The sequence below is a fragment of the Nonomuraea sp. NPDC049607 genome (assembly GCF_040675375.1).
In the GTDB taxonomy this organism is placed as follows: Bacteria; Actinomycetota; Actinomycetes; order Streptosporangiales; family Streptosporangiaceae; genus Nonomuraea.
The window spans coordinates 1-11,737 of record NZ_JBFAOV010000049.1; the positions used below are offsets into that span (position 1 = coordinate 1).

The 11,737-nt window shown below is 74.4% G+C and carries 9 protein-coding genes; 3 read left to right on the forward strand and 6 right to left on the reverse strand.

Annotated features, from left to right (window positions below):
• Positions 1–308: 308 nt before the first annotated feature.
• The 5 genes from AB0J97_RS46685 to AB0J97_RS46705 form a co-directional block, all read right to left on the reverse strand.
• Positions 309–803 carry an STAS domain-containing protein gene (locus AB0J97_RS46685; protein ID WP_364102433.1) on the reverse strand — a complete coding sequence of 165 codons (495 nt, stop codon included), beginning with the start codon at positions 801–803 and terminating at the stop codon, positions 309–311.
• 95 nt (positions 804–898) lie between these two features.
• A complete protein-coding gene (locus AB0J97_RS46690) occupies positions 899–2,338 on the reverse strand; it encodes an MFS transporter (RefSeq protein WP_364102436.1) in 1,440 nt (479 codons plus the stop codon).
• A gap of 110 nt (positions 2,339–2,448) precedes the next feature.
• On the reverse strand, positions 2,449–3,051 hold the full coding sequence (locus tag AB0J97_RS46695) for a TetR family transcriptional regulator (RefSeq protein WP_364102439.1): 603 nt from the start codon (positions 3,049–3,051) through the stop codon (positions 2,449–2,451).
• A gap of 97 nt (positions 3,052–3,148) precedes the next feature.
• Positions 3,149–3,592: a CBS domain-containing protein gene (locus tag AB0J97_RS46700; protein WP_357707488.1), complete on the reverse strand. Its 444-nt coding sequence runs from the start codon at positions 3,590–3,592 to the stop codon at positions 3,149–3,151.
• A gap of 105 nt (positions 3,593–3,697) precedes the next feature.
• Positions 3,698–4,687: a helix-turn-helix domain-containing protein gene (locus tag AB0J97_RS46705; protein ID WP_364102442.1), complete on the reverse strand. Its 990-nt coding sequence runs from the start codon at positions 4,685–4,687 to the stop codon at positions 3,698–3,700.
• Between the two features lie 93 nt (positions 4,688–4,780).
• On the opposite strand from AB0J97_RS46705, the gene AB0J97_RS46710 reads away from it, so the two are divergent.
• From AB0J97_RS46710 to AB0J97_RS46720, 3 genes are read left to right on the forward strand one after another with little or no spacing between them, the layout of a single operon-like run.
• Positions 4,781–5,998 (forward strand): MFS transporter, encoded by a 1,218-nt coding sequence (locus AB0J97_RS46710; protein ID WP_364102445.1) that lies wholly within the window; start codon positions 4,781–4,783, stop codon positions 5,996–5,998.
• Positions 5,995–6,534, forward strand: a complete 540-nt coding sequence (locus tag AB0J97_RS46715; RefSeq protein WP_357707494.1) for a DUF892 family protein — start codon at positions 5,995–5,997, stop codon at positions 6,532–6,534. The genes AB0J97_RS46710 and AB0J97_RS46715 overlap by 4 nt, the downstream gene beginning before the upstream one ends.
• Positions 6,535–6,591: 57 nt before the next feature.
• Positions 6,592–9,528: an FAD-linked oxidase C-terminal domain-containing protein gene (locus tag AB0J97_RS46720; RefSeq protein WP_364102448.1), complete on the forward strand. Its 2,937-nt coding sequence runs from the start codon at positions 6,592–6,594 to the stop codon at positions 9,526–9,528.
• Positions 9,529–9,590: 62 nt separating this feature from the next.
• Here AB0J97_RS46720 and AB0J97_RS46725 read toward each other — a convergent pair whose 3' ends face one another.
• Complete coding sequence (locus AB0J97_RS46725; protein WP_364102451.1) at positions 9,591–11,723, reverse strand: ATP-dependent RecD-like DNA helicase; 2,133 nt, start codon at positions 11,721–11,723, stop codon at positions 9,591–9,593.
• Positions 11,724–11,737: the final 14 nt, after the last annotated feature.

The following is an 11,737-nucleotide window of genomic DNA, read 5'->3' on the forward strand; positions in this document are numbered from 1 at the left end:
CGATCTCACCGAGCAGCCCGTCGGCGTCCTCGGGCAGACGGGTGCGGAAGTCGCCGTCCCGGACCGCCGTCAGCCCGCCGAGCAGCTGACGCAGCTCCGTCTCACCCACCTCCGACGGGCCCCGGACGCGTTTGCCGCGCCCGCCCGAACGTGCGGTGCCGACCGTGGGGTCGCTCATGTCGTGTTCCTCGTTCCGTGCTCGCCCGGCATGGAAGAACTTCAACCCTGGGTAGCGGAAGAGTAGCCGCCTGCGCCCAGACGCGCGCTAGCCCCGAAGTTAGCCAAGAATGCCCCCGCGCGCCCGCCGGTCACCCGGAACGTTCCGCGGCGGCCCTGGCGGCGGCCACCGCCTCCTCGACGGTGTCGTGCACCGGGACGTGCGCGAGCACCCCGGTGATGTCCAGCAACCGCGCGGGAAGGGGCTGCACCGCGGCCAGGCGCACCGCGCCCGACCTCCTGGGCTGGTCGGTGGCGAAGGCCAGCAGGACGTGCAGGCCCGAGCTGTCCACGAACGGCACCCGCGCCAGGTCGAACACGACGTGGCCGGGCTCGGGACGTTCCCTGAGGAAGCTCTCGAACTGGCCCCGGTTGGTGGCGTCGAGTTCGCCGGACACCACGATCACGGTCACGCCCGGCCGCTCCCGGCGCAGGAGCGTCAGCGGTGGCATCGCCGTGGCCCGCCGCGCGTCCGGCGGGACGCCGCCGGCGGAGGAGGCGCGCCGCCCGGCGCCAGGCCATGACCAGCCCCGGCGGAGGCCGGAGGTGTCGAGAAGCCGCGTCCCGCGGGGGGGCGGAGCAGTCACGCAAGCAGAATAGCCTCCCGGAGTCGCCGGGGACATCCCGTCGGTGACCGCGCCAGTGCCCAGTGGCCGTGCTGGTGACCGTGCTGGTGACCGTGCTAGTGACCGTGGCCGTGGCCGACGAACGCGCCCGCCGGCCTGCCGGGCGGCACGAGGCCCAGCGAGATCACGGCCGCCACCCCCGCGACGACCGCGCACAGCACGAGCCCCGAGGTGAAGCCGCCGACGCCCGCGCCCGGCCCCAGGCTGGACGCGGCGACCGTGGACACCACCGCCACCCCGATCGAGCCGCCCAGCTCGTGGAAGGTGTTGATCACCCCGGAGGCGACGCCGTTCTCGCCGGGCGGGACGTTGGCCATCGTCGTCGTGGTGGCGGTCACGAACGCCGGCCCGATCCCCACGGCGGCCAGCACGAACCCCGGCACCAGAGTGGTGAACGCCCCCGCCTCGGGGGAGACCCGCGTCATCAGCGCCGCCCCCACGGCGGTCAGCGCGAACGACGCCACGGCCACCGGCCGGCCGCCGACCTTGCCGATGAGCTGGCCGCCGAGGTGCGCGCCGAGCGTGATGGCGACGGCGACGGGCAGGAACGTGAGCCCCGTCCGCAGCGGGCTGAAGCCCAGGACGTGCTGAAGGTAGAGGGAGCTGAGGAAGAACAGGCCCAGCATCAGGCCGGTCGCGACCAGCATGACGAACGCACCCGAGACGACGGGCCGCCTGGCCAGGGTCTCCACCCGCATGAGCGGCGCCCGCACGGACCGCTCGACCAGCACGAACGCCACGTACGAGAGCGCGGCCCCGGCCAGCGGCAGCACGGTTCCCACGGCGCCCCAGCCGCCGTCGCCGGCCGCGACGAGCCCGTAGATCAACAGGGCGGTCGCCAGGGTGACGAGCAGGGCGCCCACGACGTCCACGCGCCCGCCACCGTGAGCCCCCGGGACGTGGCGGGCGGCCGGGACCACGGCCGGGACGGCGGCCAGGACCAGCAGGCCCACGGGCACGTTCACGAAGAACGCCCACATCCAGCCGGGCCCGTCGGTGAGGACGCCGCCGAGGAGCACGCCGATGGCCGCGCCCGAGCCGCCGACGGCCGCCCAGACGGCGAGCGCGCGGGCCCGGCGTTCGCCCTGGAAGACGGTGGTGACGACGGCCAGGGCCGCGGGGGACAGCAGCGCCGCGCCGACCCCCTGGAGGGCCCGTCCGGCGATGAGCGTGGTGCCGTCGCCGGCCAGGCCGCAGGCCAGCGAGGCCGCGGTGAACAGCGTCAGCCCGGCCAGCAGCGTGCGGCGGGGGCCGACCGCGTCGGCGAGCCGCCCGCCGAGCACCATCAGGCCGCCGAAGCACAACGTGTACGTGGTCACCACCCAGGTGAGCGCCTCACGTCCGAGCGCGAGGTCGGCGCCGATGGTGGGCAGCGCCACCTGCACGACGGTGATGTCGATGATCAGCATGAACTGCGCCAGGCACAACAGCACCAGCACCGCCCAGCCCTTGCTCCGAACGGGCGCGGCAGCCCGCGTCCCGACGTGATGACTCATCCGTGACTCCTTAACTCGAACACTGATGTTCAAGTTAAGCACAACAAAACGGTACGCCGGTAGGGTGTCCCGGCGGCCGGGGACGTGCGGGGAGCCGGAAGGGCGGGAGGTTATGCCGAAGCGGGCGCGGCGAGGAGGGAGAGCATGGTGCGGGTCAGGACCGGCTCGACCTGCTCGGCGGCCAGGCGCCCGGCCTCCCGCTCCTGGGCCGCGCTGTGGATGATCGCGAAGAACGTCGTCACCAGCCACTCCAGCGGCAGGTCCGTACGGAAGTCGCCGTCGTCCTGGCCGCGGGCGATCAGTCGCTCCACCCGGCGCAGCGGGCGGTCGTGGTGCTCGCGGATGCGTTCGGTGGGCAGCACCCGGTCGGCGGCCACGAAGAGGCGGCGGTGGCGGTTGAGGATCTCCCACGACGAGTGCAGCAGCCCGGCCATCGCCTCGGGGGCGGGGGCCGTGTCGAGGGACTCGTCCGCCAGCACGGCGTCCGCCAGCCCGACGGTGTGATCGAGGACGGCGTCCACCAGGGCCTCGCGGGAGGGGAAGTGGCCGTACAGGGTGACCCGGCCGACGCCGGCGGCCTTGGCGATCTCGGCCACGCTCGCGCCCGGGTCGTCGCTGAGCAGCCGCGTCCCGGCTTCCAGGATGGCGGCGATGTTGCGTTCGGCGTCGGCGCGCCGGGCAGGGACGGGCTGTCGGGCGGCGGTCTTCCCCATGCGCACCAGCCTACGACGCCCGAGGCCGGAGATCGGCGGCGCCCTCCGGCGCGTCACCGGCCACGGACCGGCCTCTTACCGGCCACGGACCGGCCGGTCAGAGGGTGAGGGCGTGGTCCAGGAGGGACTGGAGGGTGACGGCTCCGGCCACGCGGCCGCCGTCCACGATCGCCACCAGGGGGCTGCGGGTGCGGGCCATGAGCGCCGACAGTTCGAGCACCGTCGCCTTCATGTCGGCCACCGGCAGCTCGCGCGGCCGCTCCGGAAGGCACTCGCGGACGGTACGCGTGCCGAGCCGGTGCAGGAACCGGTCGGCGTGGGCCTCGTCCACCACCCGGGCCAGCGCCGGGTCGTCCTGGCAGTAGGGCGGCACGGCCAGCCGCAGCACCTGCGTGCCGGGGAGGATGCTGTGGGGGCGGCCGTCGTCGTCGATCACGATGAGGCCGGGCAGGTCGCGCTCGGCCAGCAGCCGGGCGGCGTCGAGCGCCGACGTGTCGAGCGTGACCGTCGGGAAGTCCGCGACGAGATCGCGTGCGCGCATGGGTGATCGTTCCTCCGGCCCACAGCCTAGCCAACCCCCCCTCCCACTGTCGTGGGGGCCGGGGTCAGGAAGGGAGATGCAGGTAGCCGGGCGGGACGTGGACGGTCAGCCAGACGCCGTTGGCGCTGCGCAGGTTTGTGTCCGTACGAGTGCGTCGCCGAGCTCCGTACGGTGGTACAGGACCGAACGGCCGGTCCGGACACGGCCGACCAGCCCCGCGTCGAGCAGCACCTTGAGATGGCGGCCGACCGAGCCCAGGCCCTGGCCGGTGAGCGCGACGAGCTGCGTGGTGCTCATAGGCGTCTCCAGCAGCACCAGTACGCCCGCCCGCGCCCCGCCCAGCAGCCTGCCCAGCGCGTCCGGCGCGGGAGGGGGGCCGACGTCGGCCAGCGGCCCCGAGCACGGGTAGACGATCGCGCAGCGGCGGGAGCCGTGCCAGCTCACCCAGCCCTGGCGCGGCGTCACCGGCACGAACATCAGCCGGGCGCCCGGCAGGTCGCGCGGCGGGTTGTCGTGGACGCTGACCCGCAGCCGGCCGTCGCCGAGCCAGCGCAGGCCGGGACGCATGCCGTCCAGGGCCGCCGCCCAGCCGCCCCGGCCCAGCCGCGCGGTGCGGGCCGTGACGTCGGCCTCGATGATCCGGCGACGCCGCGCCCAGGTGGGCAGCACCGTCTCCCGCCACACCCACTCCAGCCGGGCGGCCATGCGCTCGGGCAGGTCGTCGCGGCGCAGCGCCGAGGGCACGGGGCCGCCCAGCGACTCGGTCAGGTCCTCGCGCGCCCGCTCGGGCGGGGTCTCGCGGACGCTCGCCACCTCCTCCTCGAAGGCGGCCTCACCCGCCCCTTCGGGCGTCGGCGTGAGGAACGTCGCGTTCCACGTACGGCCCAGCGCGGCGCGGACGAGCAGCGCCGTGACCGGGTCGGCGGCCTGCTCCGCGCGGTAGGCGGGCAGGTGGGCGGCCAGCCAGGCGTCCTCACCGGGGTGGGCGGCGACGCCGCGGTCCAGCGTCTTCAGCGCGGCGATCGTCTCGGCCAGCGGCGACAGGACGAACCGGCCGCCCGCGAGGGTGTCGGCGTCCACCTGCCAGAAATCCACGTCATCCCCTCCTTTCGCCGCCTGCCGGACGTTGTTTCGCGGGTGCGCGAAACAGTATCGCCCGTCGCCGCCGGTCACGGAGACTGCCGTTCCATGCGTACGTACCGGGATCTGTTCGGCAGGTCCGGATTCACCCCGCTCTTCCTGGTCTCGTCCGGGCAGGTGGCGGGACAGACGGTGAGCGGGCTCGCCCTCGGCACCCTCGTCTACGCCGACACCGGATCGCCGCTGCTGTCGGGGCTGGCCATGTTCGGCCCGGCGCTGGCCCAGGTGGCGGGGGCGGCGACGCTGCTGTCGGCGGCCGACCGGCTGCCGCCGCGCGCCGCCCTGTCCGGGCTGGCGCTGGTGTCCGCGCTCGCCGCCGCCGTGCTGGCCGTCCCCGGGCTGCCCGTGTGGGGGATGCTCGCCGTCGTGCTGGCGCTCGGCGCGCTGTCCGCGCTCGGCGGCGGCGTCCGGTACGGGCTGCTCAACGAGCTGCTCGACCAGGACGGATACCTGCTCGGCCGGTCGCTGCTCAACATGTCCTCCGGCATCGTGCAGATCGCCGGGTTCGGCGCGGGCGGCGTGCTCGTGACGGTCCTGTCGCCACGCGGGACGCTGCTCGCCGCGGCTGCCCTCCACCTGGCCGCCGCCCTGGCCGGGCTCGGGCTCGGACGGCGGCGCCCGCGCGCGGCCGGACGGCCCTCGCCCGCCGAGACCTGGCGCGACAACGCCCGCCTGTGGTGCTCCCGCCCGCGCAGGAGCGTCTACCTCGCCCTCTGGCTGCCGAACGGCCTGATCGTCGGCTGCGAGTCGCTGTTCGTGCCGCTCGCGCCCGAACGGGCCGGGCTGCTGTTCGCCTGCGCCGCCACCGGGATGCTCGCCGGCGACGTGCTGGCCGGCCGGTACGTGCCGGCGCGCTGGCGGGCACGGCTGGTCACGCCGCTGTACCTGCTGCTCGCGCTGCCGTACCTGGCGTTCGTGGCCTACCCGTCGCCGGTGCTGGTCGCGCTCGCCTCGGCCGGGTTCGCCGCCACCCTGCTGCTCCAGGACCGGCTGATGGCGCTCACGCCCCCGGAGCTGAGCGGGCACGCGCTCGGGCTGCACTCCTCCGGCATGATCGCCACGCAGGGGGTGGCCGCCGCGCTCGCCGGCGCCCTGGCCGAGCGCACCTCGCCGGGGACGGCCATGGCCGTGCTGGCGGCGGCCTCGGCGGCGATCACCCTCGCGCTGGCGCCCCGCCTGCGGTCCGCCCGTGTCGCAACCTCTGGGGAAGGTCCGGCGAAGATACCGTTGACCAGGGGAAATCGCCGGGGGAAGGACACATCATGACGCAGACGGACGACTTCGTGCTCGACGTCACCAGGATCCGCGAGCAGGTGCGCCAGAAGATGGACGAAGGGCCGATCACGCAGACCTTCGGCCGCGACCCGGCGAAGGTCATCGAGATCCTCAACGACGTGATCGCCACCGAGGTGGTGTGCTGGCTCAGGTACACCAGGCACGCCATCTCGGCCAAGGGCATCGACCGCGCGCAGGTGGCGGCGGAGTTCACCGAGCACGCCAAGGAGGAGCTCGACCACGCGCTGCGCGCCGCCGAACGCGTCAGCCAGCTCGGCGGCGAGCCCGACTTCGACCCGGCCAAGCTCGTCCAGCGCTCGCACACCGACTACCAGGTGCCCGCCGACACCGACCTCAAGGCGCTGCTGGAGGCCAACCTGTGGGCCGAGCGCATCGTCATCTCCACCTACCAGGAGATCATCCGCTGGCTCGGCGAGGGCGACCCCACCACCCGCCGGCTCATGGAGTCGATCCTGGAAGAGGAGGAGGAGCACGCCGACGACCTCACCGACCTGCTCGGGGTCTAGAACCTGGCTTGGGCGGCCGTTGGGCGGCCCGTGAGCCGGCCAGGGTAAGGGCCGGGCATGAAGAGCCTGGTCAACGCGCCCGTCACGCACACGCCGCCGTCCCGTGAGATCGACGTCGAGACGCTGAGCCGCCGCCTCGCCGAGGCCGTGGACGGCGAGGTGCGCTTCGACGCGGGCAGCCGCGCCGCCTACGCGCGCGACGGCTCCAACTACCGGCAGGTCCCGATCGGCGTCGTCGTGCCGCGCCACCTGGACGCCGGGGTCGCGGCGGTGGCCGTGTGCCGGTCCAGGGACGTCCCCGTGCTCTCGCGCGGCGGCGGCACCAGCCTGGCCGGGCAGTGCTGCAACGCGGCGGTGGTGATCGACTGGTCCAAGCACTGCGGCGCGGTCGAGTCCGTCGACGTGGCGGCCCGCCGGATCGTCGTCCAGGCCGGGGCCGTGCTCGACCAGGTGGACCACGAGCTGGAGCCGCACGGGCTGATGGTCGGGCCAAGGCCGTCCAGCCATCGGGCCTGCACGATCGGCGGCATGATCGGCAACAACTCGTGCGGGGCCTCCGCGCAGGCGTACGGGAAGATGGCGCAGTCGGTGCTCCGCCTGGAGATCCTCACCTACGACGGGGTGCGCGCCTGGGTGGGGCCGACCAGCGACGCCGAGTACGACCGCATCCAGGCCCAGGGCGGCCGCCTGGCCGAGATCTACCGCCAGGTGCGCGACCTGCGCGACGAGACCATGGAACTGGTCCGCACCCGCTATCCCCGGCTGGAACGCCGCATCTCCGGCTACAACCTCGACCGGCTGCTGCCCGAGAACGGGTTCGACCTGGCCGGCGCCCTGGTCGGCAGCGAGGGCACGCTGGTGACCGTGCTGCGCGCCGAGCTGAGCGTCGTGCCGTCCCCGCCCGCCAGGGCGCTGGCCGTGCTCGGGTTCGAGGACGTCTTCACCGCCGCCGACGCCGTCCCCGCCGTGGCCCGGCACGCGCCGATCGCGCTGGAGGCCATGGACGAGACCATGTACCGGCTGGCCAAGCTGGAGCACCCCGGCGACGCGGCGCTCCAGGACCTGCCCGAGGGCGGCGGCTGGCTGCTGGTGCAGTTCGGCGGGGACACGCCCGAGCAGGCACGCGAGCGGGCCGAGACGATGATGCGCGACGTGGGGGAGCGGGCCGAGGCGCCCACGCCCACGCACGCCTTCCTCGGCGACCCGGCCAGGGAGGACCGGTTGTGGCGGTGGCGGGAGTCGGGGCTCGGCGTGGAGGCGTACCCGCCGACCGGGCGGCAGACGTACGAGGGCTGGTCGGACGCGGCCGTGCCGCCCGAGCGGCTGGGCGCCTACCTGCGTGACTACGAGCGGCTGCTGCGCGCGCACGACTACCAGGACTCCGCCCTGTACGGCCACTTCGGCCAAGGCTGCGTGCACGGCCGGCTCCCGCTCGACCTGCACACCGACGACGGCATCGCCAGGTACCGGGCCTTCGCCCGGGAGGCCGCCGAACTGGTCGCCTCCTACGGCGGCTCGCTGTCCGGCGAGCACGGCGACGGCCAGGCGCTGGCCGAGCTGCTGCCCGTCATGTTCGGCGAGCAGGTCGTGGAGGTGTTCGGCCGCTTCAAGGCCATCTTCGACCCGCGCGACCGGATGAACCCGGGCAAGGTCGTCCACCCCCGCCACCTGGACCAGAACCTGGCCCAGCGCCGCTTCTACCCGCTCGAACCACGGCAGACGTTCTTCCAGTACCCCAACGACCACGGACGTTTCGGGCACGCCGCCACGCGCTGCGTCGGCACCGGCACCTGCCGCAAGCACACCTTCGAGGGCGGCGTGATGTGCCCCAGCTACCGGGTGACCCGCGAGGAGGAGCACTCCACGCGCGGGCGCGCCCGGCTGCTGGAGGAGATGGTGCGCGGCGACGTCATCACCGACGGCTGGCGCTCGGCCGCCGTGCGCGACGCGCTCGACCTGTGCCTGTCCTGCAAGGGCTGCCGCTCCGAATGCCCGGTGAACGTGGACATGGCCACCTACAAGGCCGAGTTCCTCGCCCACCACTACCGGCGCCGCGTCCGGCCGCGCTCCCACTACTCGATGGGCTGGCTGCCGGTGTGGGCCGCGCTCGCCTCGGCCGCGCCCGGCCTGGTCAACGCCGCCGGCTCCGCGCCCGGGCTGTCGCGGCTGGTCAAGGCCGTCGCGGGGATCACGCCGGAGCGCGACCTGCCGAGGTTCGCCCGTCAGCGGTTCACCGACTGGTTCCGGCGGCGTCCCCGGGGCGGGCCCGGCACGCGGGGGCGGGTGGTGCTGTGGGCCGACACGTTCACCGACCACTTCGACCCGCACATCGGGCGGGCCGCCGTGGACGTGCTGGAGGCGGCCGGGTTCGAGGTGGTGGTGCCGCCCGTGACGCTGTGCTGCGGGCTGACGTGGATCAGCACCGGGCAGCTCGGGATCGCGCGGCGGGTGCTGGCGCGTACGGTGGGGGCGCTCGCGCCGTGGGCCGAGGCCGGGGTGCCGGTGGTGGGCCTGGAGCCGAGCTGCGCGGCCGTGTTCCGCTCCGACGGGCCCGAACTGCTCAACACGCCCGAGACCCGGCTGCTGTCGGAGCGGTTCCTGACCCTGGCCGAGCTGCTGGAGACGCGGGCGGCCGACTGGCGGCCCGACACGGCCGGCGGGCAGGCGATCGCACAGGTGCACTGCCACCAGAGCGCCGTCATGGGGTACGACGCCGACCGGGCCGTGCTCGACCGCTTCGGCATCCGGACCAGCGTGCTCGACTCCGGCTGCTGCGGGCAGGCCGGGAACTTCGGGTTCGAGCGGGGGCATCACGAGGTGGCGCAGGCGTGCGCCGAGCAGGGGCTCTGGCCGGCCGTACGGTCGGCGGAGCCGGACGACGAACTGCTCGCCGACGGCTTCTCCTGCCGCACCCAGATCGCCGCCGCCGGCACCGGACGGCAGGGCCGCCACCTGGCCGAACTCCTCGCCACGGCCCTCGTCCACCGGCCCTGACCCGGCCGGGCACACCCGCCATCAGCCCGCCAGGCCCTGACCCGGCCGGGGACGGCCCGCCGTCAGTCCGCCAGGCTCTGGGACAGGCGGCGGGGCAGGCCCGTGTTGCGGGGGCGGCCCACGCGGTGGACGGCCAGCTCCAGCGCCTCGCGCTGCCCCACCAGCACGACCCACGCCTTGGCCCGCGTCACCAGCGTGTACAGCAGCTTGCGCCGCAACATGATCCCGCCGGCCTCGGCCACGATCGGCGCCACCACGAACGGGTATTCGCTGCCCTGCGAGCGGTGCACGCTGATCGCGTAGGCGTGGGTGAGGTCGTCGAGCTCGCCGAACCCGTACTGGACGGTCTCGCCGTCGTCGGTGCGGACCTCGACCACACGGTCCTGAGGGAGGACGGCGGTGACCGTGGCGGTCTCCCCGTTGAAGACGCCCTTGTCGTAGTTGTTGCGGATGGGCATGACCCGGTCGCCCACCCGGAACACCGACGCCCCCGACCAGTGCTCGGCCTTGTCGTCGGCCGCCGGGTTGAGCCGGTCCTGCAGCAGCCGGCCGAGCGTCACCGCGCCCGTCTCGCCCTTGCGCATCGGGCACAGCACCTGCACCTGGTCGGGCGAGACGCCCTGCTTGCGGGGGATCGCCTCCATGGCCAGATGGGCCACCCGCTCGGCGACCCGCGCCGGATCGTCGAGCTCCTCGAACCAGAACCCGCCGCGCCCCGGCGTCGCCGGCATCCGGCCGGCCCGGATCAGGTGGGCGGCCTCGACGATGCCGCTGCCGCCCGCCTGGCGGAAGACGTGGGTGAGCCGCACGCGGGGGATGGCCTCCACGCGCAGCAGGTCGGCCAGCACGTCGCCGGCGCCGATGCTGGGCAGCTGGTCGCTGTCGCCGATGAGCAGCAGATGGCTGCCCGGCGGGACGGCCGCCGTGAGCCGCGTGGCCAGGTGGAGGTCGAGCATCGACGCCTCGTCGACCACGATCAGGTCGGCCTGCGCGGGCGCCTCCTCGAACAGCGTCGAGGGATCGGGGTCGGGCTGGTGGGCCAGCATGCGGTGGATGGTCATCGCGGGCAGGCCGGTCAGCTCCGACAGGCGTTTGGCCGCCTTGCCGGTGGGGGCCGTGAGCGTGACCGTGCCGCCCGAGGCCCTGACCGTGGCGGCCACGGCCCTGACCGTGTGGCTCTTGCCGCAGCCGGGCCCGCCGGTGATGATCGAGACCGTGCAGGTCAGCGCCATGTTGACGGCCGCGCGCTGGTCGTCGTGGAGGCTCTCGTCCTCGCGGAAGGGGCGCAGCGGCAGCGTGGAGGGGGCCCGCATGAGCCTGGTGAGCTGCTCGGTGAGCTGCCGCTCGCGGGCGTGGACGTGTTTGGCGTAGGCCACCGCCCGCCCCGGCTGCTCCTCGTCGGCCTCGACCACCACCCGCCGCTCGGCCACCAGGGCGTCGACCATCGGCCCTACCGCCTCGGGATCGAGCTCGATCAGCTCGGCCGCCCGCGCCACCAGATGGGGCACCGGCACGAAGCAGTGGCCGTCGCGGACGGCCGCCGACTCCAGCCGGTCGAGCAGCGCCGCCTTGATCCGCTGGGGGCTGCGCTCGGGCACCCCCCGCTGGAGCGCGATGCGGTCGGCGACGCGGAAGGCGATGCCCCTGACCCGGCCGATCAGCCGGTAGGGATCGGTGGCCAGGACCTCCTCGGCCTCGCCGCCGAACACCTGGTGGATCTTGGCCGCGAGCAGCGGGCTGACGCCCAGCCCCTGCAACGTCACCATCAGCGCGGCGACGGCCTTCTGCTCCTGCCACGCCTGGACGATCTGCGCCTGCCGCAGCGGCCCGATGTTGACGACCTCGGTCAGCCGCCCCGGCTCGGCGTCGATGACCTTGAGGGTCTCCTCGCCGAAGTGTTCGACGATCGCGTACGCCAGCCGCGGCCCGATGCCCCGGATCAGCCCCGACCCCAGGTAGACGCGGATCGCCCGGACCGTCGCCGGCACCACCCGCTCGCAGGAGGCCACCGCGAAGCGCCTGCCGTGGCGCGCGTGGTGGCTCCAGTCGCCGGTGAGCCGGAGTGTCTCGCCCGGCTGCGCGCCCGCCAGCGCCCGGCCCGTGGCCACGAAGTCGGGCACGCCCTCGGCGCTCATGCGCGCGACGGTGTATTCGTCGTCCCTGACGTAGACGAGCTGCTCGACCGAGGCCTCCACAGCAGCGATCAAAC